This window comes from Rhizomonospora bruguierae, from assembly GCF_018397995.1.
GTDB classification, from domain to species: Bacteria; Actinomycetota; Actinomycetes; order Mycobacteriales; family Micromonosporaceae; genus Rhizomonospora; species Rhizomonospora bruguierae.
Window position 1 is genome coordinate 59,028 of the sequence record NZ_BBQH01000035.1, and the last position, 24,677, is coordinate 83,704.

22 protein-coding genes are annotated in these 24,677 nt (G+C 74.1%); 3 read left to right on the forward strand and 19 right to left on the reverse strand.

Annotated features, from left to right (window positions below):
* Nucleotides 1-5: 5 nt before the first annotated feature.
* On the reverse strand, nt 6-533 hold the full coding sequence (locus KJS59_RS19105; protein ID WP_213454286.1) for a Clp protease N-terminal domain-containing protein: 528 nt from the start codon (nt 531-533) through the stop codon (nt 6-8).
* A 14-nt stretch (nt 534-547) separates the two neighbouring features.
* Entirely contained in the window at nt 548-775 is a 228-nt protein-coding gene (locus KJS59_RS19110) for an RNA polymerase subunit sigma-70 (RefSeq protein ID WP_213454287.1), read from the reverse strand.
* Nucleotides 776-789: 14 nt separating this feature from the next.
* Here KJS59_RS19110 and KJS59_RS19115 point away from each other — a divergent pair, with 14 nt between their 5' ends.
* Nucleotides 790-1,011, forward strand: a complete 222-nt coding sequence (locus KJS59_RS19115) for a hypothetical protein (protein WP_213454288.1) — start codon at nt 790-792, stop codon at nt 1,009-1,011.
* 177 nt (nt 1,012-1,188) lie between these two features.
* On the opposite strand, the gene KJS59_RS19120 is transcribed toward KJS59_RS19115, so the two are convergent.
* From KJS59_RS19120 to KJS59_RS19165, 10 genes are all read right to left on the reverse strand, one after another.
* Complete coding sequence (locus KJS59_RS19120; RefSeq protein WP_213454289.1) at nt 1,189-1,926, reverse strand: FHA domain-containing protein; 738 nt, start codon at nt 1,924-1,926, stop codon at nt 1,189-1,191.
* 15 nt (nt 1,927-1,941) lie between these two features.
* Complete coding sequence (locus KJS59_RS19125) at nt 1,942-3,246, reverse strand: VWA domain-containing protein (RefSeq protein WP_213454290.1); 1,305 nt, start codon at nt 3,244-3,246, stop codon at nt 1,942-1,944.
* On the reverse strand, nt 3,243-4,304 hold the full coding sequence (locus KJS59_RS19130) for a PP2C family protein-serine/threonine phosphatase (protein ID WP_213454291.1): 1,062 nt from the start codon (nt 4,302-4,304) through the stop codon (nt 3,243-3,245). The genes KJS59_RS19125 and KJS59_RS19130 overlap by 4 nt, the downstream gene beginning before the upstream one ends.
* A 10-nt stretch (nt 4,305-4,314) precedes the next feature.
* A complete protein-coding gene (locus tag KJS59_RS19135) occupies nt 4,315-6,411 on the reverse strand; it encodes a serine/threonine-protein kinase (protein WP_249714422.1) in 2,097 nt (698 codons plus the stop codon).
* A 570-nt stretch (nt 6,412-6,981) separates the two neighbouring features.
* Complete coding sequence (locus tag KJS59_RS19140; RefSeq protein ID WP_213454293.1) at nt 6,982-8,202, reverse strand: hypothetical protein; 1,221 nt, start codon at nt 8,200-8,202, stop codon at nt 6,982-6,984.
* A 5-nt stretch (nt 8,203-8,207) separates the two neighbouring features.
* Complete coding sequence (locus KJS59_RS19145; protein WP_213454294.1) at nt 8,208-9,182, reverse strand: glutamate ABC transporter substrate-binding protein; 975 nt, start codon at nt 9,180-9,182, stop codon at nt 8,208-8,210.
* Nucleotides 9,183-9,193: 11 nt separating this feature from the next.
* On the reverse strand, nt 9,194-10,540 hold the full coding sequence (locus KJS59_RS19150; RefSeq protein ID WP_213454295.1) for a hypothetical protein: 1,347 nt from the start codon (nt 10,538-10,540) through the stop codon (nt 9,194-9,196).
* 153 nt (nt 10,541-10,693) lie between these two features.
* On the reverse strand, nt 10,694-11,005 hold the full coding sequence (locus KJS59_RS19155) for a YbaB/EbfC family nucleoid-associated protein (RefSeq protein WP_213454296.1): 312 nt from the start codon (nt 11,003-11,005) through the stop codon (nt 10,694-10,696).
* A gap of 122 nt (nt 11,006-11,127) precedes the next feature.
* Nucleotides 11,128-12,450 (reverse strand): histidine--tRNA ligase, encoded by a 1,323-nt coding sequence (gene hisS, locus KJS59_RS19160; RefSeq protein WP_213454297.1) that lies wholly within the window; start codon nt 12,448-12,450, stop codon nt 11,128-11,130.
* 49 nt (nt 12,451-12,499) lie between these two features.
* Nucleotides 12,500-13,210: an MBL fold metallo-hydrolase gene (locus KJS59_RS19165; RefSeq protein ID WP_213454298.1), complete on the reverse strand. Its 711-nt coding sequence runs from the start codon at nt 13,208-13,210 to the stop codon at nt 12,500-12,502.
* 179 nt (nt 13,211-13,389) lie between these two features.
* Here KJS59_RS19165 and KJS59_RS19170 point away from each other — a divergent pair, with 179 nt between their 5' ends.
* Nucleotides 13,390-14,325: a peptidylprolyl isomerase gene (locus KJS59_RS19170; protein WP_213454299.1), complete on the forward strand. Its 936-nt coding sequence runs from the start codon at nt 13,390-13,392 to the stop codon at nt 14,323-14,325.
* Nucleotides 14,326-14,417: 92 nt separating this feature from the next.
* Nucleotides 14,418-15,239, forward strand: a complete 822-nt coding sequence (locus KJS59_RS19175) for a peptidylprolyl isomerase (protein WP_249714424.1) — start codon at nt 14,418-14,420, stop codon at nt 15,237-15,239.
* Between the two features lie 65 nt (nt 15,240-15,304).
* Here KJS59_RS19175 and KJS59_RS19180 read toward each other — a convergent pair whose 3' ends face one another.
* The 7 genes from KJS59_RS19180 to ruvA form a co-directional block, all read right to left on the reverse strand.
* A complete protein-coding gene (locus KJS59_RS19180) occupies nt 15,305-18,199 on the reverse strand; it encodes a RelA/SpoT family protein (RefSeq protein WP_249714426.1) in 2,895 nt (964 codons plus the stop codon).
* 200 nt (nt 18,200-18,399) lie between these two features.
* Nucleotides 18,400-18,966, reverse strand: coding sequence for an adenine phosphoribosyltransferase (locus KJS59_RS19185; RefSeq protein ID WP_213454300.1), 567 nt, complete (start codon nt 18,964-18,966; stop codon nt 18,400-18,402).
* Nucleotides 18,967-19,034: 68 nt separating this feature from the next.
* Complete coding sequence (gene secF / locus KJS59_RS19190; protein ID WP_213454301.1) at nt 19,035-20,219, reverse strand: protein translocase subunit SecF; 1,185 nt, start codon at nt 20,217-20,219, stop codon at nt 19,035-19,037.
* A gap of 1 nt (nt 20,220) precedes the next feature.
* Complete coding sequence (gene secD, locus KJS59_RS19195) at nt 20,221-22,053, reverse strand: protein translocase subunit SecD (protein ID WP_213454302.1); 1,833 nt, start codon at nt 22,051-22,053, stop codon at nt 20,221-20,223.
* A gap of 246 nt (nt 22,054-22,299) precedes the next feature.
* The gene (yajC, locus tag KJS59_RS19200) at nt 22,300-22,629 is read right to left on the reverse strand and encodes a preprotein translocase subunit YajC (RefSeq protein WP_213454320.1); all 330 of its coding nucleotides are present in this window, start codon (nt 22,627-22,629) and stop codon (nt 22,300-22,302) included.
* A gap of 200 nt (nt 22,630-22,829) precedes the next feature.
* Nucleotides 22,830-23,885, reverse strand: a complete 1,056-nt coding sequence (ruvB, locus tag KJS59_RS19205; protein ID WP_213454303.1) for a Holliday junction branch migration DNA helicase RuvB — start codon at nt 23,883-23,885, stop codon at nt 22,830-22,832.
* A 34-nt stretch (nt 23,886-23,919) separates the two neighbouring features.
* Complete coding sequence (gene ruvA, locus KJS59_RS19210) at nt 23,920-24,522, reverse strand: Holliday junction branch migration protein RuvA (protein WP_213454304.1); 603 nt, start codon at nt 24,520-24,522, stop codon at nt 23,920-23,922.
* Nucleotides 24,523-24,677 lie beyond the last annotated feature (155 nt).

A 24,677-nucleotide genomic window follows, 5' to 3' on the forward strand; every position in this document is an offset into this window, starting at 1 on the left:
GTGGGTTAGGCGACGAGGGTGGAGCGGGCGGTGTCGTAGGTGAGGCCGCGGGACTGGATCAGGCGGGTGGCCGGGTCGGGGGCCGGCTGGGCGAGCAGGGCGAGCAGGATGTGCTCGGTGCGCAGTTCGCGGTGGTGCATCGCCTGGGCCTGGCGCAGCGACTGGGTCAGAACCACCTTCACCTCGGGGCGCAGGGGCCGGCGGAGGCGGCGCCGCGACGGGCGGGTGGGCTCCTGGGCGCCGAACTCCTGCTCGATGCGGCGCAGGACCTCGTCCGCGTCGACGCCGACGCTGCGCAGGACCTCGACCTCGGCGTCGCTGAGGATGCCGCCGTGGGTGCCACCGCCGGCCGCGGCGGTCAGCGCCGCCGGGTCGACGTGGTGCGCGGCGAGCAGGTCGGCGACGCGACCGCCGGCCGTGGGGAGGGTGGCCGCGAGGTGCTCGGGGCCGACGTGCGACTGGCCGAGGGTGGCGGCCAGGGCGACGGCGCCGGTGACGACCTCGCGGGCGTCCTTGGTGAATCGTTCGAACATCGCTCGTTCCCTTTCTATTCGCGGTGGGCGTGCTTCTGGTGCACGGCCTGGCGGGTGACGCCGAGGACCCCGGCGATCCGCTGCCAGGACCAGCCCTGCCGGCGGGCGTTGCGCACCTGCACCGCCTCCAGGTGCTCGACGAGTTTGCGCAGCGCGGTGACGGCGCGCAGGCCGGTCTCCGGGTCGCGCATGCCGGCCGCCTCGGTGAGCCGAGCGGCGTCCGGTCCGGGGGTGTCGTCCATGGTGTCAAGTTTGCTTGACGAGACGCTCGGCATCAAGGAAAGTACGGGCATTCGCCACCCCGACGGCGGCGCCCCGGGCGCTGGCGCCGCTGGCGTCGGCGGCCATCGGCGCGGTCTCCGACCTGCTGCTCACCGAGCACGAGCGAGCCGCCTGGAGCCGCCTCGTCCGGGACCGGCCGGACGCGCCGGACGTGGAGGGCTACCTGGCCGACGTGTTCACCGACGCGCCCGCGTGATCCGGGTCGCGGTCCCGTACCACCTCGACGCCGACACGCTCGACCCGGGCGACGCACCCGCCCTGCGCTTCCCCGCGCCGGACGGCCCGCCGATCGCCGAGGTCGCCGACTCGGCGCACCGGGCGCCGGCCGGGCGGCCCACCGGCCGAGTGCTGGCCACCGGCGTTGGCTGCCAGGTCAGGCGCGGATCTCCAGTGCCGTCCAGGCGCCGACGAACACCCGATCGCCCTCCTTCACCGGTACCGGGGTGTTGGCCGGGATGGGCTCCGAGTCGGGGTCGTTGACGTAGGTGCCGTTGGCGGACTCCAGGTCCACCACGGCCCAGCCGTCGGCCTGCTTCACCAGCAGCGCGTGGGCGTGCGACACGCCCGGGTCCTCCGGCGGGCCGCCCAGGTCGATGTCCGGCTGCACCCCGCGGGAGCGGCTGCGCCGACCGATCAGCAGTTGCTGGCCGGCGAGCGGAAACCGGCGCTCGGCCACGAACGGCGGGAACGTGATGCCGCCCGCGTCCTCGCCGCCCATCGCCATGACCGCGTCGTAGTAGGCACGGTCGGCCCCGACCGCCACGGTCAGCCCGGCGGCCGGGGTGGCCGGCGGAGCGGACACCGGCGCCGCCGAGGATGCTGCCGCCTCGGACCCCGGGGCGACGGAGGGCGCCGGGGAAGGCATCGCGAACTGCTCCACGGGCGGCTGGAGCAGGAAGTCGTACCCGTCCTCCTCGCAGAACCGCCCGCTCTGCGGCGTCCCGCACACGGGGCACGGCTTTCCGGCGGGAGCCGCCGGGGCGGCCGCCTCCGGGGTCGCCGGGGTCGCCGCCGGGGCGGGGGCGGGCGCCGCCGCGCCGGGCATCGGGGCACCGCACTGGTCGCAGTAGTCCAGCGTCGCGGATTCGTGTCCCTTGGGGCAGGTGGCCATCGTCGGCGGCTCCCCTCAGTCCTGCTTCTTCTTGACCCGGATGGTCTTCACCGACCGGACGTTGGTCAGCTCCGCGTCCACCCCGGCGACCTGCTTCTTCAGCCGCACGGTGCCGGTCGGCGCGTCCACCACGTCGACCACCCGGGCCAGCAGCTTGGCGGTGTCCGTGTGGCCGGACTCGTTGGCCAGTTGCACCGCGCGGCCCAGCTTGGCGGTCGCGGTCTCCGCGTCGCCGGCGTCCCGGGCCTTGAGCCCCTCCTGGATCGCGGCGGCCAGTTCCGCCTGGCCGGTGTAGTGGGCGACCTGCGGGTTGATGCGGGTGGACAGTTCCGTGTCATCGGTCCAGCGGGCCAGCACCAGCCGCTCGGTGAGCACCTGGATGGTGGGGCCGTCGACCCCGACCACGCTGACCCGCGCGGCGAGCAGTTCCTCGCCGACCGCCTGCGGCTCCACCTCGACGGAGATGTGGTAGTCGCGGCTCTCCGCGCCCCAGGCGCCGGTCGGGTAGTCGCCGATCCGGGCGCTGACGTCGACGCCCCGCCCGGTCAGGTCCTCGACCTGCGGGAAGACCTGCTTGACGAAGCGCAGCGTGGCGCCGGCCGGGGTCCAGACGCGCAGCTTCACGTCCGCGACCGACTTGCCCATCGCGCCCTCGGTCATCGCCCGGAAGGCCGCCGGCAGCTCCGCCGGGTCCTCCAGTCCGTCCGCGGTACCGAGCAGGGTGGACGCCACCTTGCGCAGCTCGTCGGCGACCCAGTCGGCGCCGACGCCCCGGCTGTCGCAGGTGAACTTCCCCTCGCACTGGTCCAGGACCGCCTGCAGCTCCTGCGGCGTCTCGTGCTGGTTCTGCCCGTCGGTCAGCAGGATCGCGTGCTTGACCTCGGCCGGCTGGTAGGCGAACAGGTAGTTGGCCAGGTGCAGCCAGCGGCCGATGGCGGTGCCGCCCTCGGCGCGCAGCCGGGCCACCGCCTCCTTCGCCTCGGCCCGGGTCCGCGGGTCCGCCGGAACCATCCGGGTATCGGCCGGGTACACCATGCGGGCGTTCGCGGAACCGGCGATGACCGCGAACGCGACGCCGTCCCGGAGCGTGTCGATGGCCACCGCGGTGGCCTTCTTCGCCTCATGGATCTTCGTCTGCGGCATGGTCATCGAGCCGGACGTGTCGATCATGATGACCTCGGCGGCGGTCAGCGCGGGCGCGCTGGCCCGCAGCTCCCCGCCGGAGGCGGTGACCGTCACGATCGCGTCCACCGTGCGCCGCCCGGCCGGCAGGTACTCGTTCTGGTCGACATCGGCCACGAACTGCGGCTGACCGGTCATGGCTGCACTCCAATCTCGTTCGGGGGGAACGGCAGCACCGCGACGGCGATGTTGTCGTGGCCGCCCGCGTCCAGGGCGTACCGGAGCAGGCCCTGCGCGACGGTGAGCGGCGCCGGGCCGAGCGCGGCGGCGGCCTTGGCCATGTCCGCCGCCTCGGGCAGGTAGTAGTGCAGACCGTCGGAGCAGACGACCACGGGGCCGGGCCCGGCCGGGCGCACGGTGACCACCTGCGGGTCCTCGCCGTCGGCGTCCACGCCCAGCCAGCGGATCAGCGCCCTGGACCGGGGGTCGGCGTCGGCCAGTCCGGGCGGGACGGCCATGCCCGCGGCCAGCCGGCCGGCGAGCGAGTCGTCCACGGTCAGACACCGCTCCTGCGGGCCCAGCCAGTACGCCCGGCTGTCGCCCACCCAGCCGACGGTGACCTCCTCCCCGGTCACGACCGCCGAGACGTACGTGCAGCTCGGGGGCGAATCCCCGTCCTCCGGCCGGCCGGTGCCCCGGGCGGCGGAGGAGGCGGCGCGGGCGCCCCGCCGGCTGGCCTCGGCGGCGTCGGCGCCGTCGGCCAGCGCGCCGAGCAGCGCGTGCATGCCCGCCTCGACGGCGGCGTGCGAGGCGGTGTCGGCCCGGGTCGAGGTGGAGACGCCGTCGCAGACGATCGCCACGGTGGTGTCGCCGTGCCGCCCGATCGCCACCGCGTCCTCGTTCCGCGGCCGCCGCGCCTTGTCCGTCACCGCCGCGATGGCGCCGGCGGCGGGCCCGCCGGTCGGTTCGGCGGGCAGTTCCAACTCGGCGTGCTCGCTGCCCATCGCGCGGCGCCGGCCGCAGTCGTCGCAGTACCCGCCCGCCGGCACCCGGGCGCCGCAGCCGGCACACGCGCCGTCCCCGGCCCGGGAGGACAGCCACGGCAGCGGCGCCGGCGTCGACGGGCGCGGCGCGGGCAGCGGCGGCGCGGTCTGCGCGGCGGCCTCCCCGGTGCGCAGGTTCCGGCCGCAGACCTCGCAGAAGCGGTCCTCGGGGTCGGCGGGCGGCCCGTGCTCGGGGCAGAAAAAGTCAGTCATCGACGGGTACTCACATCAGGGTTCGGGGGCGGACGGCGTTGGCCCGGTCGACCAACTGGATGCGGGTCGGCGGGTCGGCGGCGAGCTGGGCCAGCGTGCGGTAGGCGCGCTCCAGGCCCAGCCGCAGCCCCCGCTCGGTCGGCGGGTGACCCAGCAGCCGGGCGTTCGGCGGCAGCGCGTTGCCGGCGGCGACCCAGGCCAGGGCGGCCTCCAGCATCTCCACCGTGAGCCGGGCCTGGCGGTCCACGTCCAGACCCAGGCGCGCCAGGCGGCCGGACGCGGCGAGCAGTTCGTTCGCGCCGCCGGGCACGCCCTGCGCCGGCAGGTTCGCCCGGACCGCGGCGACCTGGGCGGCCATGTGGTGGCTGGAGCTGTCCGGCACCTGGTCCAGGGCGGCCAGCGCGCCGGCCCGGTCGCCCCGGCCGAGGCTGATCCTGGCCAGGCCGAACGCGGCGCTGATGAACCCCCGGTCGGTGCGCCAGACCCGCTCGTACAGCCGGGCGGCCAGGTCGCGGTCGCCGGTGCACTCGATCGCGGCGGCCAGCGCCAGCCGGGCCGCCGGCTCGCCGGGCACCTGGTCGTAGACGGCGTCGAACGCCACCCGGGCGTCCCCGGCCTGCCCGGCGGCCAGCGCGGCCACGCCCCGGTACCAGTCCACCCGCCAGTCGAACGGGTCGGCGGTGGCCCGGGCGTCCAGATCCGTGATGGCGCCGGCCAGGTCGCCGGCCTCGATCCGGGACCGGACCAGGCGCAGCGCCACCTCGGCGCTGCGCGCGGGCGCGGCCGGCGAGCCGAGCTGGCGGATCAGCTCGGCGGGGTCGGTGGCGGTCAGCGTGGCGAGGAAGGCGGCGCCCGGGTCGAGCGGGTCCACCTGCGGCAGCGGCAGCGCCCAGGCCACCGCGCGGGGGTCGAGGTCGCGGGCGACCGCGCGCAGGCCCACCTCGCCCGCCTCGGTGCCGAACGCCCGCCGCTCCGGGGTGAACTGCCGGGAGACCGCCGGGCGCGGCACGCCGTCCGCGGCGCAGAGCACCTCGCGCAGCACGCCCAGCGACTGCTCGCCCATCTCGGCCGCCGAGCCGAAGCGCCGATCCGGGTCGATGTGCGTGGCCCGGCGCAGCAGCCGGTAGTATGACTCCTCCCGCCCGAACAGCGGCACCTCGGAGCGCTCGGGAAGCCGGTCGGCGTAGGTGCTGGCGAAGCCGCGGAAGTCGAAGCTGAGCACCGCGAGGGACCGGCCGACCGTGTAGATGTCCCCGGCCACCGACGGTCCGACCTCGGCCACCTCCGGCGCCTGGTACCCGGGCGTGCCGTAGACGGCGCTGACCTCGTCGTCGGCCCGGCGCACCGCGCCGAGGTCGATGAGCTTGAGCTGCTCCTCGGCGTGGATCACGTTGTCCGGCTTGAAGTCGCAGAACAGCAGGCCCCGGTCGTGCAGGTAGCCCAGCGCGGGCAGGATCTCCACCCCGTACGCGATCACCTCGGGCAGCGGCAGGGCCCGCTCGCCGCTGGTCTCCCGGCGGCTGACCAGCATGTCCCGCAGCGACTGCCCGCCGACGTACTCCATCACGATGTACCCGACCGGCACGCCGGTCTTCGGGTCCGGGTGCTGCACGAAGTCGTGGATCTTCACGATGCTCGGGTGGTCGATCTCGACCAGGTACCGGCGCTCGGTGACGGCGGCGGCCATCGCGTCCGCGTCGCTGGTGTTGATCAGGCCCTTGAGCACCACCCAGCGGTCGCTGACCGTGTCGCTGACGTTCCGGTCCCGGGCCAGGTAGATCCAGCCCAGACCGCCGTACGCGAGCGCGCCGAGCAGTTCGTACCGGTCGTTGATGACGTCGCCGCGGCCCAGGCGCGGCAGGAACGAGAACGGGGTGCCGCAGTTGGGGCAGAAACCCTCGGGCCGCCCCGGCTTGCCGTCCCGGCCCCGGCCGACCGGCTTGTCGCACTTGACGCAGAACCGGCGCGACTCGCTCACCTTCGGGTCGGCCATCACCGCGGTGTTCGGGTCGCGCAGCGGTACCCGGGGCAGGTCGATCAGGCCGGCGCCCAGCCCGCCGCGGGTGGCGCTGCGGGAGCTTCGCGACCCCCGCGACGCGGTACGCACCGATCCCCCGCGCGCCGTCGTCGGGGTGGAGGCGTAGCTCGGAGTCGGCTGGCCACCGACGGCGCTGGGCGCACCGGCAGCGCCGGCCGGCGCCTTACGCCCGCACTCGTCGCAGTAGCCCTCGGCCCCATAGCTCCCACCGCACCCGGGGTTCACACATTTCACAGTGCCCGCCTTTCGTTCACGACTGCGGTGCTTCCTCCGCGGCCACCAGCCGGCGCGCTCCGGGCGCTCCTCGCGCTCACAGAGCCCGCCTTTCGTTCACGACTGCGGTGCTTCCTCCGCGGCCACCAGCCGGCGCGCTCCGGGCGCTCCTCGCGCTCACAGAGCCCGCCTTTCGTTCACGACTGCGGTGCTTCCTCCGCGGCCACCAGCCGGCGCGCTCCGGGCGCTCCTCGCGCTCACAGAGCCCGCCTTTCGTTCACGACTGCGGTGCTTCCTCCGCGGCCACCGGCCGGCGCGCTCCGGGCGCTCCTCGCGCTCACAGAGCCCGCCTTTCGTTCACGACTGCGGTGCTTCCTCCGCGGCCACCGGCCGGCGCGCTCCGGGCGCTCCTCGCGCTCACAGTGCTCATCCCCGTTCGCTCAGTTCGTTGAGGTACCGCTGGTAGGCGACCAGCGCCCGGGTCGCGGCGGGCAGGTCGCAGGGGCTGACGTAGAGCAGGTCCTCGGCGGCGCGGTGCCGCTCGGCCAGCCCGGCGTGCTCGGCGAAGCCCATCCGCGCGGCCTTGGCCCGGTACGCGTCCAGCCGGCCGCGCAGCTCGGTGCGCCGGTCCAGCAGCCCGTCCGCGGCGACCTTGAGCTGCTCGGCGCGTTGCAGGCCGGCGGCCGCGGCCCGCTCCGCCGCCGCCAACTCGGTGGCCAGCCGCCCCCACCGCCGTTCCCGGAAGAGCTGGTCGAGCTGGGCCAGGTGGGCGCGCAGGCCGGGGTCGGCGTCCGGCACCGCCGGCAGGCCGGTGTTGACGATCTTCTCGTTGGCGACGGCGCACGCGCGGGCGGCCGCGTCCTCCGCCGCCTCCACGCCCGCGATCGCCGCGCGCAGCCGGTCCGCCCGCTCCGGGTACGTGTCGGCCAGCGACGCCAGCGCGGCGACCTCGGCGCGGGCGGCGTCCGCCCCGGTGGTCACCTCGGCGAGGCGGGCGCGCAGCGCCGGCTCCCCGGGCGCCCCCGGCACGACCGCGAGCGGATCCGCGAACGCCTCCCGCTGCGCGTCGGCCAGGCGGGCGTCCAGGCGGTCCAGCGCGGCGACCGGGGCGTCCTCCGGCCCCAGGCCGGTCGCCCGCTCACGCAGCCGGGTGAGCGCCTCCGCCACCGGGCCGAACGCCGCCGCGAGCCCGGACATCGCCGAGTCCAATGTGGTCAGCCGGTGGACCGCGTCGGCCACGCCCGCCTCCGCCTGCCGCGCCAACTCCATCAGCGGCAGCCGCACCGCACCGGGCGGTGCGGCGCCGTCCGGCACCATCCCGTCCGGGCCGATCGGGATCACCGGCGCCCGCAGCAGCACGGTCAACTCGGCCAGTTCGCTGTCGCCCGGCTTGGCGCGCTGCGCGCGGACCGTCCGCACCTGCTCCAGGCTCGCGCCGAGCGCGTTGAACCGGGACCACAGCACGTCGATCGCGGCGCGCAGGTCAGCGACGAACCGCTGCGTGTACCCGGTCAGGCCGGGAACGTCGAGCGCGGTGCGTCCGGGGTGGTTGTCCACCGCGTACATCGCCGCCGAGATCCGGTCGTGCGCGGCGACCAGCGCCACGATGGCGCCGTCCACCTCGTCGCGGCCCAGCGGTGCGGTCACCGTGCTCAATCCCGGTACTTGGCGGGCGGTGGCGACGCCGGGCCGAGCGCGGTGAGCCACTTGTCGTAGAGCCGGTTCCAGGTGCCGTCCGCGCGCATCCGCTCCAGCACGCCGTTGATGAACCGGACCAGATCGGTCGAGGTGAGCTTCACGCCGATCCCGTACGGCTCGTCGCTGAACCGCTTGCCGACCACGGCGGTGTTCGGGTCCTGGGCGGCGAGGCCGGCCAGGATGCTGTCGTCGGTGGAGACCGCGGCCACCTGGTTCTGCTGGAGCATCACCAGGCAGTCGGTCCAGTCCGGCACCGAGACCAGGCTCGGCTTGGCCGGGGACGCGGCCAGGTTCACGATCGACGTGCTGCCCGCCGCCGCGCACACCTTCCGGCCCCGCAACCCGTCGATGTCGGTGATCCCGGATGCCTTGTTCACCAGGATCCGCTGCCCCGCGGTGAAGTACTCGGTGGAGAAGGCCACCTGCTTCCACCGGGCGCAGTTGACCGTCATGGTCTGCACCACGATGTCCACGGTGCCGTCCTGCAGCGACGGTATCCGCGCCGCCGAGTTCGTGGCCCGGAACTGGATCTTGTTGGGGTCGCCGAAGATGGCCCGGGCGACCTCCCGCGCCACGTCCACGTCGAAGCCGGTCAGCTCGCCGCTGGCCGGATCGCGGAAGCCGAACCGGTAGCTGTTCTGGTCCACCCCGGCGATCAGCCGGCCGCGCGCGGCGATCGTCGCCATCGTCGAGCCCGCCGGCATGCTCCCCGGCTTCGGCAGCTCGCCGGACGGGCGCAGGCTCGCCCGGGCGTCGCAGCCGGTGTCGGCGGCGTCCGCGGTCGGCACGTCCGCCGGGTCCTTCGCGCCGACCGGCATCGGCGCCGCCTGCACGTCGGCCGCGCCGGGCAGCGCCGCCGGGCCCCCGCCGCACGCCGCCATCGCCAGCGCCGCCGCCAGCGCCCCCGCCGCCGCGAGCATCCTGCGCATCCCGATCCCCCTCACCGGTACTCGGCAATCCGGCGCTGCAACCCGAGGGCCGCGCCGAGCACGATCAGCGCCGACAGCAGGACCACCCCGACGTCCACGCCGGTGAGCGCGCGACCGGCGGAGCGCGAGCGCGCCTGGAACCGGTCGCCGTTGACCGCGATCGCGTCCGCCAGGCTCTCGTCCAGGGCGGTGAACCGGGCGCTGGTGGTGTTCTCGCCCGGGCCGACGGCCAGCTTCACGGCCTCGGTGTACGAGCCGTTGTCGTCCAGCTCGCGCACCTCGCGGTGGGTCTCGAGCCAGCGTTTCGCCTCCGCGCCCGCGGCGCGGGCCGCCTGCCCGGTCCGCGGGTCGCGCGCCTGGCCGGCGGTCAGGGCGAGCAGGCCGCCGTCGCCGTCGTTGCCGGCCAGTTGCGCCATCATCGCGACGTAGTCCTCCTCGAAGTCGCCGCCGGCCCCGCGCGCGACCAGGGTCAGCGACTCGTCGGCCCGGGCCTGCAACGCCGCCACGCGGGCCTCGACCAGGCGGTCCACCTGGGCCGAACCCTCCACCCGGCCGGCCTCCAGCCGGGCGCCGGCGACCAGCGCGGTCACCCCCAGCCAGAGGATCAGCAGCACCGCCGCCGCCGTGGCGACCAGCAGCCCGATGTTGAAGACCCGGTTGGTGCGCCGGGTCAGCCACCGCTGCGCCCAGACCAGCCCGGCGATCGTCGCCACGCCGAGCAGCACCGCGAACCAGGGGAAGCCGGCGCCACCGTCGCGGCCCCGGTCCAGATCCGCCGCGACGGACCGGTAGAGCTGCTGCGCCGCGGGCAGCAGCTGGCTGCGCATCAGGCCGGACGCCTCGCGCAGGTACGCCGCGCCGAGCGGCAGCCCCTGCCGGTTGTAGACCCGGGCGGTCTCCACCAGGCCGGTGTAGACCGGCAACTGCGCCGAGATCGTCGCCAGCGCGTCGTCCCGCCCGCCGTCGCCCTCCCGCCCGGCGGCGAGCACCGCCAGCGCCGAGGCGGCCTTCGTGACGTCCGCCTGGTACCGCGCCCGCTGCTCGGCCGGCTCCACCCCGCCGGCCAGGAACGCGCTCGCCGCGGTGGCGTCCGCGTCGGACAGCGCCCGGTACAGGTTCTGGGCCGCCACGGTGAGCTCGCCACCGCGCGTGGTCACGCCGTCGATCAGGCCGGCCCGCTGCCGCACCCCGGCGAACGACACGACGCCGAGCAGCAGGCCCGCCGCCACCAGCGCCGCCAGGACGGCGCCGAGCCGGCGCGGGGTGCTGTCCAGCCGCGGCACCAGGCGACGCCGCGCGCCGCCCGCCCCGGGCCGCGCACCGCCGGTCGCCGGCGGCCGTGTCAGCGTCACCGTCACCCGCCACCACCCTCTCCACTCCCGCGCACCCGGCCGGGGCGCCGACGGACCCAGATCTTGGTATCGGGCATCAACATAGTCAACGCGCTCAAGCCCGGCCTGCCCGTTGCGCGGTGAGGTGTGCGCGAAGGTCCGGCGCGGGACGGCGGGCGGTCAGCCGCGACGCCCGGTCGTCCACCGGCGGGCGAGGAAGTCCCGCTGCCCCCGCTGCGCGACCTCCTGCGCCTCCCGCAGCGCCTCCAGCACCCGCGCCGAGAGGTCCTGAGGGGACAGGGACATGCCGTCCGGCTGGATGTCCACGGCCAGCACCATCCCGCACCCGTCGATCCGTGCGGTCACCGTCCCGTCCGCCGCCGCGCCGGTGTGGTGCCGCCCGGCCATCTCGGCGAACAGCCGGTCCACTCGCTGTCGCCCCGCGCGCCGCGCGGCCTCCGCCTCCCGCATGCGCTCCAGGTCATCCTGCATGATCGCCTCCCCACGGCACCGAGACGCCGCGATCATATCGGCAGTGGGTGACGCCGCCTGCACGGACCGTCCGCACCGGGCCGGCGGGGCGGTCCGGTGCGCTGCGGACGGGGGCCGGCCGGTCAGGCCGGAGACTGGGCGATGAGCGGGTCGAGATCCTCGGCGGGCGGGGTCCAGGCGTCGGCCGCCGCCTCGACCTGCTCGCCGGAGCGGATGTCCTTCACCGTGTCGGGCTCGCCGGGGAACCACACGTACGGGATGCCGCGCCGCTCGGCGAAGCGGATCTGCTTGCCGTACTTCGCGGGCACGGGGGCGACCTCGGTGGGGATGCCCCGGGCCCGCAGCGCGGTGGCGATCCGTCCGGCCGCGCGCCGGTCGTCCTCGCCGGGCAGGGCGACCAGGACGCAGGTCGGCACCGAGCGGGTCGCGGTCAGCGCGTTGCGGCCGAACAGCAGCCCGAGCAGGCGGGTGACCCCGATCGACATGCCGACGCCGGGGTACCGCTCGGTGCCGGAGGTCGCGAGGTTGTCGTATCGGCCGCCGGAGCCGACCGAGCCGAAGCGCTCGTAGCCACGCAGTTGGGTCTCGTAGACGGTGCCGGTGTAGTAGTCCAGGCCGCGGGCGATCCGCAGGTCCGCGACGCAGAGGCCGGGCGCGTGCTCGGCGGCTGCCTCGATCACCTGGACCAGTTCGCCCAGCCCCTCGTCCAGCAGCGGGTCGCGGACGCCGAGGGCGAGCACCCGGTCGGCGAAGGACGGGTCCGGCGCGCTGATCTCGGCCAGGGACAGGCACATCCGGGCCTGCGCCTCGGTGGCGCCCGCGCTGGTCATGAGCAGGTCCGCAACCTTCCCCGGACCGATCTTGTCGAGTTTGTCCACGGCGCGCAGGGCCGCCTCCGGATCCCCGATGCCCAGGCCCCGGTAGAAACCCTCGCAGACCTTGCGGTTGTTCACCTGGATGCGGACCGGCGGGATCGGCAGGCCACCGAGCGCGTCCCCGAGCACCAGGGGCATCTCGACGTCGTAGTGGAACGGCAGCGTGTCCCGGTCGACCACGTCGATGTCGGCCTGGACGAACTCGCGGTACCGGCCCTCCTGCGGCCGCTCGCCGCGCCACGCCTTCTGGATCTGGTAGCGGCGGAACGGGAAGTGCAGCCGCCCGGCGTTCTCCAGGACGTACCGGGCGAACGGGACGGTCATGTCGAAGTGCAGCCCGAGGGACGCCTCCTCGTCGTCGCCGCCGTGCAGGCGGCGCAGCACGTAGACCTCCTTGGAGGTCTCCCCCTTGCGCAGCAACTGGTCCAGCGGCTCGACCGCGCGGGTCTCCACCGACGCGTAGCCGTACAGTTCGAAGGTGCGCTGGATGCGGGCCAGGACCCGCTGCTCGACGATGCGCTGGGCGGGCAGCCACTCGGGGAAGCCGGACAGCGGCATGGGCTTGCTCATGAGGCGAGGATCTCCAGGACTGGTCAGGCGGGAAGCGGTGGGGCGGAAGCTAGCGGCCGCGGGCGGGCGCGGCGGCCCGGCCTTCCAGCGCCATCCGCAGGTACGGGTTGCCGGCGCGCTCGCGGCCGATCGTGGTCGCCGGGCCGTGGCCGGGCAGGACCAGTGTCTCGTCCGCCAGCGGCAGCACCCGGTCGCGCAGGCTGGCCATCATCGCGGCGGTGTCGCCGCCGGGCAGGTCGGTGCGGCCGATCGAGCCGGCGAACAGCACGTCCCCGGTGAGGCAGACGGGCGCGCCGTCGGCGAAGCCGGGGTCGCCGGGCAGCCGGAACATCACCGACCCGCCGGTATGGCCCGGGGCATGGTCGACCGTGACCGCCAGGCCGACCAGGTTCAGGGTGGCGCCGTCGGTCAGTTCGGCGACGTCGTCCGGCTCGGTGCAGGGCAGCCGGCCGCCGAACAGCGCGACCAGGTCGGCGGAGAGCGCCTTGGCCGGGTCGGCGAGCAGGTCGCGGTCCGCCGGGTGGATGTACGCGGGGATGCCCCGCGCGCCGCAGACGGGTACGACCGAGAACGTGTGGTCCAGGTGGCCGTGGGTCAGCAGGACCGCGGCGGGGTGCAGCCGGTGCTCGGCGAGCAGTTCCTCGAGCTGGTCGACCGCGCCGATGCCGGGATCCACGACCACGCACTGCTCCCCCGGCGCGGTGGCCACGACGTAGCAGTTCGTGCCCAGGCCCGGAGCGGGGAAGCCAGCGACGAGCATCGTGGTGATCTCTCCAATTCCAGCCGCGTACCGGGGCTACACTACCGCCGCGCGCACAGGCTACCCTCACCCATTTAGTTCCCAGCTACACGCCGTACACTCTTGCGGGCGTGTGGCGCGGGCCACGCCGGCCGGGCAACCTGGCCATATCGACGTACGTGATGAGAGAGGGAGCGCGGGTGGCTTCCACCAGGGACCGGCAGCGCAAGTTGGCGCGCCTGAAGCACGAGCGTCAGATGGCCCGCCGGGCGGCGGCCGCACACCGGCGCCGGCGGGTCCAGGCCGGGGTCGTGGCGGGTGCGGTCGTGCTGGCGCTGGTCATGGGCGGTCTGTGGATCTTCGGGGTGTTCGACTCCGAGCCGACCACCACGGCCTCGCCGCAGTGCCAGTGGAACGGGCAGGACGCGACCGCGAACGCGGACCTGAAGGACGTCGGCCTCCCGCCGGAGAACGGCAACCTCTCCAGCGGGCACCGGACCCTGAGCGTGTCGCTGAACGGCCAGACCGTCACGGCGGACCTCGACCTCAGCGCCTCCCCGTGCGGCGGGGCCAGCCTGAAGTACCTGGCCGACCAGGGCTTCTTCAACGGCACGACGTGCCACGAGATCACCGACGGGGCGGCGCTGCGCTGCGGCGACCCGTCCGGCACCGGCAACGGCGGCGCGGCGTACACGTTCTTCGGCGAGAACGTCCCCGACGCACCGCAGCCGAGCGAGAGCCCGAGCGCCGACCCGAGCGCCAGCGCGAGCCCCGACGCCACGCCCAGCGCGAGCCCGCCCGCGGACGCCGCCCCGGTGTACCGGCGCGGCACGGTCGCCCTGATCGGCAACCCCCCGGGCAGCTTCGGCAGCCAGTTCCTGATCTTCTTCAAGGACTTCACGCCCGCGGAGTCCCCCGCGTACTCGATCATCGGCGACGTGACCGGCGGCCAGGACGTCGTGGACGCGATCGGCAAGGCCGGCGCGGTGGACAATGGCTCCGGCGAGCAGACCAAGCCGAAGGACACCATCACGATCGACAGCCTGACGGTGACCGACCCGGGCGAGCCCACCGCCAGCCCCACGGCGGGCGCGGACGCCACCCTGGACGGGAGCGCCACCCCGAATTCGCAGTGAGCAGACGACGAACCCCAACGAGCACGTGACCGGCCGGCGGTCCTGACGGCTTTCGACGGCCCCACCCCATAGCAGGTCCAGGAGGAACGACCGTGACGTCCACCAGGGAGCGCCAGCGCGCGGCGGCGCGGGCCCGCCTCGAGCGGCAGATGAGCGAACGGGCGGCGGCCGCCCGCAAGCGGCGCCAGGTCCAGACCGGCATCGGCGCGGGAGTGGCGGTCCTGCTCGTCGCCGCCGGCGCGGTCTGGGCGGTGGCCAAGTTCGCCGGCGGCGACGACAAGCCCGCCGCGACCGCCAACGGCGCCACCTGCGCCTGGACCGAGGTGCCCCCGGAGGAGCGCAGCCCGCAGGTCGTGGACGCCGGCCTGCCGCCGACCACCGACCTCCCGAACAACGGGACGCAGGTGATGAAGGTGGACACCAACCTCGGCGCCCTCAACGTGAAGATCAACCTGGCCAAGGCGCCCTGCATCGCGGCCAACTTCCGGAACCTGGCCAGCAAGAACATCCTGAACGACAGCCGGTGTCACCGCGCGTTCCCGGGCATGCTCCAGTGCGGCGACCCGAGCGCGAAGGGCACCGGCTGGCGCGAGACGGACGGCACCGGCGGCCCCTCGTACCGGTTCGAGGACGAGAACCTGCCCACCAACGACAAGCCGGCCTACCCCCGCGGCGTGGTGGCCATGGCGAACAGCGGGCCGGGCACCAACGGCAGCCAGTTCTTCTTCATCTCCCAGGACACCGAACTGAACGGGCCGAACTACGCGGTCATCGGCACGGTCGACGAGGACGGCCTGAAGATCCTGGACGAGGTCGACAAGGAGGGCAACGACGCCGCCGGCGGGGACGGCACCGGCCACCCCAAGAAGGACGTCACCATCAAGTCGATCACCATGGAGCCGGTCCAGGACTGAACGCCCCCCGGCTGATCGTCGGGCGCCGGCTTCGGCCGGCGCCCGACGCGCATCTCAGGGTCGGGTCAGGCCCCCGAGGTGACCCGGTACGCGTCGAAGACGCCGTCCACCTTGCGCACCGTGGCCAGCAGGTGGCCGAGGTGCTTCGGGTCGGCCATCTCGAAGCTGAAGCGGCTGACCGCCACCCGGTCGCGGGTCGTGGTGACCGTGGCGGACAGGATGTTGACCCGCTCGTCGGAGAGCACCCGGGTGACGTCCGCGAGCAACTTGTGCCGGTCCAGCGCCTCCACCTGGATGGCCACCAGGAACGTGGACGCCGACGTGGGCTTCCAGCTCACCTCGACCATCCGCTCCGGCTGCTTCTTCAGGTCCTGCGCGTTCAGGCAGTCGTCCCGGTGCACGCTGACGCCGCCGGAGCGGGTCACGAACCCGAACACCGCGTCGCCGGGTACCGGCGTGCAGCACCGGGCCAGCTTGATCCACACGTCGTCCACGCCGCGGACCACCACGCCGGGGTCGCTGGCCTGGCCCTGCCGGGGCGGGCGGGTCGCCATCGCCGTCTCGGCGATGTCCTCGACCGCGCCCTCCTCGCCGCCGTACCCGGCCATCAGCCGCTGCACCACGGACTGGGCGGAGACCTGGTTGTCGCCGACCGCCGCGTAGAGCGCGGACACGTCGGCCAGGTGCAGGTCCCGGGCGATCGTCATGAGCGCGTCGCTGGTGAGCAGCCGCTGCAGCGGCATGCCCTGCTTGCGCATCGCCTTGACGATCGCCTCCTTGCCGGTCTCGATCGCCTCCTCGCGGCGCTCCTTGTTGAAGTACTGCCGGATCTTCGTGCGGGCGCGCGGGCTCTTGACGAACCCGAGCCAGTCCTGGGTCGGTGCCGCGGTGTCCGACTTGGACGTGAAGATCTCGATCACGTCGCCGTTGGACAGGGTCGACTCCAGCGGCACGAGCTTGCCGTTGACCCGGGCGCCGATGCACTTGTGCCCGACCTCGGTGTGCACCGCGTAGGCGAAGTCGACCGGGGTGGAGCCGGTGGGCAGCGGGATCACGTCGCCCTTCGGCGTGAAGACGTAGACCTCCTGGCTGGACAGGTCGAAGCGCAGCGCGTCCAGGAACTCGCTGGGATCGGCCGCCTCCCGCTGCCAGTCCAGCAACTGCCGCAGCCAGGTCATCTCGTCGATGTGCGCCGGCGGGCCGACGATCGTCGCGCCCTTCTGCTCCTTGTACTTCCAGTGCGCGGCGATACCGAACTCGGCGGTGCGGTGCATCGCGTACGTGCGGATCTGCATCTCGACCGGCTTACCGGTCGGCCCGATGACCGTCGTGTGCAGCGACTGGTACATGTTGAACTTGGGCATCGCAATGTAGTCCTTGAACCGGCCCGGTACCGGTTGCCAGTTCGCGTGGATGACGCCCAGCGCCGCGTAGCAGTCGCGCACGGTCTCCACCAGGATCCGCACGCCGACCAGGTCGTAGATGTCGTTGAAGTCCCGGCCCCGCACGATCATCTTCTGGTAGATCGAGTACAGGTGCTTCGGCCGGCCGGTGACCTCCGCCTTGATCTTCGCCGAGCGCAGGTCGGTGGCGACCTTGTTGGTGACCTGGCGCAGCAGGGCCTCGCGCTGCGGCTGATGCTCCCCGATCAGCCGGTTGATCTCCTCGAACCGCTTGGGGAACAGCGTGCCGAAGGCCAGGTCCTCCAGCTCCCACTTGATCGTGTTCATGCCCAGCCGGTGCGCCAGCGGGGCCAGGATCTCCAGCGTCTCCTTGGCCTTCTGCTCCTGCTTGGGGCGGGGCAGGAAGGTCAGCGTGCGCATGTTGTGCAGCCGGTCGGCCAGCTTGATGACCAGCACCCGCGGGTCCTTGGCCATCGCCACGACCATCTTGCGGATCGTCTCCGCCTTGGCCGCGTCGCCCAGCTTGACCCGGTCCAGCTTGGTCACGCCGTCGACCAGCAGCGCCACCTCGCCGCCGAAGTCGACGCGCATCTGCTCCAGGTCGTACGCGGTGTCCTCGATCGTGTCGTGCAGCAGCGCGGCGACCAGCGTGGTGGTGTCCATGCCGAGGTTCGCCAGGATCGTGGCGACCGCCAACGGGTGCGTGATGTACGGGTCGCCGGACTTGCGGTACTGGCCGGCGTGCCAGCGGGCGGCCACGTCGAAGGCGCGCTGGAGCAGCCGGGCGTCCGCCTTGGGGTGGCTGGCCCGGTGGGTCGAGATCAGCGGCTCCAGTACCTCGCTGACCTGGGACGTCTGCCACGGCGCGTTGAACCGCGCCAGCCGCGCCCGGACCCGCCGCCCGGTCGGCGCGTTGGTCAGCCCGAAGCCGTAGCCGCCCTCGTCCTCGCCGCCGGCCGGTTCGCCGGGCCCACCGCCCGGCGCGGGGTTGCTCAGCGCCCCGTTGCTCGGGCTCCCGTTGCTCGGCGCGCCGTTGTTCAGACCCCCGTTGCCCAGCGCGCCGTTACTCAGCCCGGCGTTGCCCAGTGCGCCGCTACCCAGTGCCGTGGTGCCCGGCACCCCGTTGCTCGCTGCCGCGTTTCCCGGGGCCCCGTTCGTCGGTGCCCGGTGGCTCGGCGCCGCGTTGCCCGCGGCCCCGGTGCCTGGTGCCGCCTTGCGCGGCGTCGCGGCGGACCGCTGCGCCCGGTCGATCGGCACGACGTTGTCCGGACCAGCGCCGCTGGCCGGGTCGTCACCGGACCCGGGCACCTCGCCGGCGGGACGGGCCGCCACGGGCCCCTGCCCCGCGGGGGGCCGCTGAGCCTCCGCCGGCTGGTCGCCGGACGGTGGCGCCACCGCGGGCGGGTCGGCCGGGCCGGGCGCACCGGAGGGCGTGCCCGCCGCACCGGGCGTGCCCGCCGAGCCTGGCATGCCGGCCGGGTCGTCGTCGGGACGGCCGCCGGTTCGGCCCGTCGGGATCACCGCGCCCTCCGTCGGAGGGGCCACGTCGCTGGACACCGGCCGCTCCTCACCCATCACACTCGCCGGGGGTCGGGGTCGACCCGACCGCATGTCGTCGGGGTATCCGGCGCGGCGCCCGTGCATCGTTCAGCACTGGGGCGCCGCCCGCGTTTCTCCCGGTCAGATAGGCAATGCTACCCGTCGCAGCCACGCCTCGCCCCTATCGCGACCGCCGCGCCGGGCGGGACGGCCATGCCTCAAACGGACAGCAGGGCGTGTACCGGACGCGGCGCCAGCCTCGTCCGGCCGCCCAGAAAGCCCAGCTCCAGCACCACGGTGAAGCCGGCCACCGTGCCGCCGGCCCGCTCCACGAGGGCCAGCGACGCCTCCGCCGTGCCGCCGGTGGCGAGCACGTCGTCGACCACGAGCACCCGCTGGCCGGGGCCGAACGCGTCCCGGTGGACCTCCAGCTCGGCGGTGCCGTACTCCAGCTCATAGGAGGCCGCGTAGGCCGCCCGGGGCAGCTTGCCGGCCTTGCGCACCGGGACGACGCCCGCCCCGGTGGCGTACGCGACGGCGGCGGCCAGCACGAAGCCGCGGGCCTCGATGCCCACCACGACGTCGAAGCCGTCCCCGTAGTGGTCCACCATGGCGTCGATCACCCGGTGGAACACCGCGCCGTCGGCGAACACCGGCGACAGGTCCTTGAAGACGACGCCGGGCTTGGGGAAGTCCGGCACGTCGACGACCCGGCTGGCCACCAGCGCGGCGGTCGCGACGCCACTGTCGCCGCGCACCGCTGTCTCTGTCGCACCCTCGGTCACGGGCCTCACCCTAGCGCAATCGGGGTGGTTCGCCGCACGGCGAACCACCCCGACAAAGCGTTACCGCCTCAGCGTCGCTTGCTCCCGCTCGGCCGACCGCCGCGGCCGCCGCCGCCGCGGTTCCCGCCCCGGTTGCCGGGCGCGCCAGCGCGCCGCGGGGCCGGCCGGGCGCCCGCCTTCGGCGCCGCCGCGCCCGCGGCCGTGCCGGCGAGCGTGGCGTCCACCGGCTCGGGCTCCGACCGGGCCGCCCGCGCCGCCTTGGCGTCCGCGGCGCCGCCCTTGGCCAGTTGCGCCCGACGGGCGAGGACCCGCTGGGTGTGCGCCACGTACTTCGGCTCCCGGGACTTGAGCAGCGTCAGCACCGGCGTGGCGAAGAAGATCGACGAGTAGACGGCGGCACCCATACCGACGAACAGCACGAGACCGAGGTCCTCCAGGGTGCCCGCGCCGAGCAGGCCGGCACCGATGAACAGCAGGCCGCCGACCGGCAACAGCGCCACCAGGCCGGTGTTGATCGACCGCATCAGGGTCTGGTTGACCGCCAGGTTGGCCGCCTCGGGGTAGGTCTGCGCGGCGCCCGAGGTGATCCCGCGGGTGTTCTCCTGGACCTTGTCGAACACCACCACGACGTCGTACAGGGCGAAGCCGAGGATGGTCAGGAAGCCGATCACCGTGGACGGCGTCACCTCGAACCCGACCAGCGAGTAGACGCCGGCGGTGACCACCAGGTCCAGCAGCAGCGAGCTGACCGCCGCCGCCGCCATCCGCCACTCGAAGCGCAGGATCAGGTAGATCGAGACCAGCACCAGGAAGATCAACAGGCCGAGCAGGGCCTGGCGGGTCACCTGGCCGCCCCAGGCCGGGCTGACCCGACTGTCGCTGATCTGGTCGGCGGCGATGCCCAGGCGCTGCGCCAGCCCCTGCTTGATCGTCGTGTTCTCCTCCTGCGTCACCTCACCGGTACGCAGCAGGTACGTGGCGCTGTCGCCGCGGCCGACGGTCTGCGCGGAGACCACCTCCGCGCCGGCCGTCTTGGCCGCGTCCTCCACCTCGGTCAGCGAGCCGGCCGACGCGGGCAACTGGTACTGGTTGCCGCCGGAGAACTCGATGCCGAGGCTGAACCCGCGGATCAGGAAGCTGGACAGCGCGACGACCACCAGCGCGCCGGCGATCAGGAACCACAGGTTGCGGCGCTTGCGCACCACGTCGATGCCGGCCTCACCGCGGTACAGCCGGGTAGCGAGCCCGCTCATGTCAGGCCTCCTTGGCGCGCGGGTTGCGGGTGGTGGCCGGAGTCTCGGTGTCCCGCTGGAGCACCCGGCCGAGGCCGCTCACCTTGGGCGACAGGAACGCCCGGGTATTGGCGAACATCGTCATGATCGGGTGCCGGAACAGGAAGACCACCATCAGGTCCAGGATCGTGGCCAGGCCGAGCGCGAACGCGAAGCCCTTCACGGTGCCGACCGACACCACGTAGAGCACCACGGCGGCCATGATCGAAATGGCGTTCGCGGAGATAATCGTACGCCGCGCCCGGGCCCAGGCCCGGGGCACCGCGCTCCGCGGTGATCGACCGTCGCGGATCTCGTCCTTCAATCGTTCGAAGTAGATGACGAACGAGTCCGCCGCGACGCCCAGCGAGACGATGAGGCCCGCTATGCCGGCGAGGGTCAGGGTGAACCCGATCTGCCGGCCGAGCACGATGAGCGCGCCGAACACCAGCAGCCCGGACAGGATCAGGCTCAGGAAGATCACCGTGCCGAGCAGCCGGTAGTAGAAGAACGCGTAGATGATGACCAGCAGCATGCCGACGCCGGCGGCCAGCAGGCCGGCCTTGAGGTGCTCGGTGCCCAGCGTCGCGGAGATGGTCTGCGCCTCGCTGGCATTGAAGGTCAGCGGCAGCGCACCGTACTTGAGCTTGCTCGCCAGCTCCCGGGCCTGCACCTGGCTGAAGCTGCCGGTGATCTGCGAGCCCTTGGACAGCACGCCGAGGATCTGCGGCGCGGAGATGACCTTGTTGTCCAGCACCACCGCGACGAGGCAGTGCTGCTGGTCGCCGAGGGCGCTCGCGTCGCAGGCGCTGCCCTCGTTGTTGTACGCCTCCCGGGTCAGCGCGGTCCACTTGCTCTCGCCGGAGCCGGTGAAGTCGAGGCTGACCGCCCAGTCGCTGCCGTTCTCCAGGACCGCGCTCGCGTCCTTGACGTCGGTGCCCTGCACCTTGGCCACGTCCAGCAGGTACTTGGTGCTGCCCTCGCACGCCACCGCCTGCTGGTTGGGCTCGCGGATCGAGCCCGCGGCCCGGTCGTTGAGCTGGTCGCAGTTGATCGTGGGCACGTTGAACTGCATCGGGACCGGCAGCGCGGCCGCCTCGGCCGGGGTCAGGTCGCCAAACTTCTCGTAGGTCTGCGCCGCGGCCGGGTCCGCGCTGGTGTCCACCGGCTCGGTGAGCGCCTCGGCCTGCGCGTACACCGAGTCGCCGACCTTCTCCTTGACCTGCGTGATCAACTCGGGGTGGCTCGGCGGCGGGGTGGCCGACGCGGTGGGCGCCGGCGTGGCGGACTCGCTGCCGGCCGGCGGCGCGGTCGTGGGGTCGGTCGCGGCCGGCTCCGAGGCCGGAGGCGTGCTCGGCGGCGCGCTGCCGGAGGCGGTCGGCGTCGGGGTGGCCGTCGGCGGGGTCACGGCCGCACCGTTGGTCACCTTCAGCACCTTGCGGAACCGCAGCTCGGCGGGTTCGCCGATGTCCTTGAGCCGGTCGTCGTTCTTGCCGGCCAGGGAGACCACGATGTTCTGGTTGCCCTCGGTGACCACCTCGGCCTCGGTCACGCCGAGGCCGTTGACCCGGTCGTCGATGATCTGGCGGGCCTGCTCCAACTGGCTGGCCTGCGGCGCGGTGCCGTTCGGGTTCGTCGCCGTGAGGGTGACCCGGGTGCCGCCGACCAGGTCCAGCCCGAGCTTGGGCTCCACCCGCTTGGCGAAGGGCAGGTTACCGGTCCCGGAGAAGAAGACCAGGAGGTAGAGGACGACGAAGATGAGGCCGAGCACGGCGAGCTGCCGCCCGGGGCGCATCTGTCCCTGAGGTGGTGCCACGGCTGTCGTGTCTCCCTGTGCGCTACGCCGCTGGCTGCGCCGGCGCGGCGGTGTGGTGGGGCTCCGCCCGGACGGGCGGACGCGGGTGTGCGTACGGCGCTGGGCGCCGCACGGGCGACGCCGCTGGGGCACCGCCCGCGATTATCCAACAGTGTCAATGGCGACGGACCCGCGGGGTCCGCCGTGCGGGCACGCCGGTCGGCCCGGACCCGGCGCGTCGCACCGTGCCCCGGGCCGACCCGGCGCTCACTTCCTGCGCTCGTCGACCACCGGGTTGACCGGCTCGGCCGCCGGCTCCGCCTCGTCGGCCGGCTCGGCCGCGACATCCCCGGCACCCTCGGCCTCGCTGACCACCCGGGCGACCGCCTGCCGCGCGTACCGGGTGTGCACGCCCGGGGCCACCTCGAGCGTCACCGACTCGTCGTCGACGCCCACGACGGTGCCGTACAGCCCGCCGATGGTGATGACCTCGGTGCCCGGCGTGAGCGAGGACTGCATCTGCTCGGCCTGGCGGCGCCGCTTCTGCTGCGGACGGATCATCATGAAGTACATGACGCCGAAGAGCAGGACGATCATGAGAAGCGGGAAGTAGCTCGCGCCGCCACCGCTGCTCGATGCTGCCTGGACCACCTGTACGCCTTCCCGTCGGCCGCCGCCGGACACTCGGCGCCGGCGGCGACTTCACCTGCTGAAACTGGTTTGTGTCCGCGTCGGACCGCGGCGAGTCTAGTCGCTGGACCTGGGAACGCCGAATACGGTCGGCAGGGGTTTGTCGATCACGATTCGGTCGCGGCGCCGCCGAACAGGTCCGGGGCACCCTCCAGGAACCGGTGCGCGGGAGGGGTGCGCCCCAGGTGACGCCAGGCACCGGCTGTGGCGACCCGACCACGCGGCGTACGCGCCAACAGCCCCGCCCGCACCAGGAACGGCTCGCACACCTCCTCCACCGTGTCCGGCTGCTCCCCCACCGCCACCGCCAGCGTCGACAGCCCCACCGGCCCCCCGCCGAACGAATCCACCAGCGCGGTCAGAACCGCCCGGTCGAGCCGGTCCAAGCCCAGGTCGTCGACGTCGTAGACGCGCAGGGCCGCCCGCGCGGTCGTCTGGTTCACCACCCCGTCGGCGCGCACCTCGGCGTAGTCCCGGACCCGCCGCAACAGCCGGTTCGCGATCCGGGGGGTGCCCCGCGAGCGGCCCGCGATCTCGACGGCGCCGTCCGGGGTGATCGGCACGTCCAGGATCCGCGCCGACCGGGTCACCAGCAGCTCCAGCTCCTGCGGCGGGTAGAAGTCCAGGTGGCCGACGAAGCCGAACCGGTCCCGCATCGGGCCGGTCAGCAGGCCCGCCCGGGTGGTCGCCCCGACCAGCGTGAACGGCTCCACGTCCAGCGGGATCGCGGTCGCCCCCGGGCCCTTGCCGACCACCACGTCGACCCGGAAGTCCTCCATCGCGCTGTACAGCAGCTCCTCGGCCGGCTTGGCGATCCGGTGAATCTCGTCGATGAACAGCACGTCGCCGGTGGCCAGCCCGGTCAGGATCGCGGCCAGGTCGCCGGAGCGCTCGATCGCCGGACCGCTGGTGATCCGCAGCCCGACGCCCAGCTCGGCGGCCACGATCATCGCCATCGTGGTCTTGCCGAGGCCGGGGGCGCCGGACAGCAGGATGTGGTCCGGCGGCCGACCCCGCCGCAGCGCGCTGCCCAGCAGCAGCTCCAACTGCTCCCGCACCCGGTGCTGCCCGATCACCTCGGCGAGCCGCTTCGGCCGGACGCTGGCCTCCGCCTCCCGCTCGGCCTCGTCCGCGTACCCCGAGACGAGGTCCCGCTCGCTCACCGGTGCGCCCCGGCGCCGGTGCCCGCCCCGGCGGTCATCGGACCTTCCCAAGCAGGCGGATGGCCTGGCGCAGCAGCACCGGCACCGGCGGCGGCGTCCCCTCGACCGTCTCGGCGACCGCCGCGACCGCCTGCTCCGCCTGCGCCGCGCTCCAGCCGAGCCCGGTCAGGCCCTGCCGCACCTGGTCCCCCCAGGCGCCGGTGGTGACCCCGGCCGCGCCGTCGGCGCCGACCGGCACCGGACCGACCCGGTCCCGCAGCTCCAGGACCAGCCGCTCGGCGCCCTTCTTCCCGATGCCGGGCACCCGGGTCAGCGTGGCGGTGTCCCCGTTGCCGATGGCCTTGCGCACCGTGTCCGGGCTGTGCACCGCCAGCACCGCCTGCGCCAGCCGCGGACCCACGCCGCTGGCCGTCTGGAGCAGTTCGAACAGGTACTTCTCGTCGTCGTCGGCGAACCCGTACAGGGTCAGCGAATCCTCCCGGACCACCAGGCTGGTGGCCAGCCGCGCCTGTTCGCCGGCACGCAGGCCGGCGAGCGTGCCCGGCGAACAGTGCACGCTCAGCCCCACGCCACCCACCTCGATCACCGCGGCGTCCGGCGTCACCGTCGCCACCCGGCCCCGCACGCTGGCGATCATCGCACCTCTCCCCTCGCCTGCCTCAGCACCGCATCCGCCCGCGCCGCCCGGGCGCCGGGCGCCTCCCGCGGGACCGCGCCGGCCGGCCGCCCCGCGGCGCGGGTCGCATCGCGAGGCACCGATTCGGCCGCCCGGCGGGCCGCGCGGGCCTGGCG

Coding starts and splice junctions, on each gene's coding strand:
- KJS59_RS19105 (WP_213454286.1), bottom strand. CDS start 533: ATGTTCGAACGATTCACCAAGGACGCCCGCGAGGTCGTCACCGGCGCC.
- KJS59_RS19110 (WP_213454287.1), bottom strand. CDS start 775: ATGGACGACACCCCCGGACCGGACGCCGCTCGGCTCACCGAGGCGGCC.
- KJS59_RS19120 (WP_213454289.1), bottom strand. CDS start 1,926: ATGGCCACCTGCCCCAAGGGACACGAATCCGCGACGCTGGACTACTGC.
- KJS59_RS19125 (WP_213454290.1), bottom strand. CDS start 3,246: ATGACCGGTCAGCCGCAGTTCGTGGCCGATGTCGACCAGAACGAGTAC.
- KJS59_RS19130 (WP_213454291.1), bottom strand. CDS start 4,304: ATGACTGACTTTTTCTGCCCCGAGCACGGGCCGCCCGCCGACCCCGAG.
- KJS59_RS19145 (WP_213454294.1), bottom strand. CDS start 9,182: ATGCGCAGGATGCTCGCGGCGGCGGGGGCGCTGGCGGCGGCGCTGGCG.
- KJS59_RS19155 (WP_213454296.1), bottom strand. CDS start 11,005: ATGCAGGATGACCTGGAGCGCATGCGGGAGGCGGAGGCCGCGCGGCGC.
- hisS (WP_213454297.1), bottom strand. CDS start 12,450: ATGAGCAAGCCCATGCCGCTGTCCGGCTTCCCCGAGTGGCTGCCCGCC.
- KJS59_RS19165 (WP_213454298.1), bottom strand. CDS start 13,210: ATGCTCGTCGCTGGCTTCCCCGCTCCGGGCCTGGGCACGAACTGCTAC.
- secF (WP_213454301.1), bottom strand. CDS start 20,219: ATGAGCGGGCTCGCTACCCGGCTGTACCGCGGTGAGGCCGGCATCGAC.
- yajC (WP_213454320.1), bottom strand. CDS start 22,629: ATGATCGTCCTGCTCTTCGGCGTCATGTACTTCATGATGATCCGTCCG.
- ruvA (WP_213454304.1), bottom strand. CDS start 24,522: ATGATCGCCAGCGTGCGGGGCCGGGTGGCGACGGTGACGCCGGACGCC.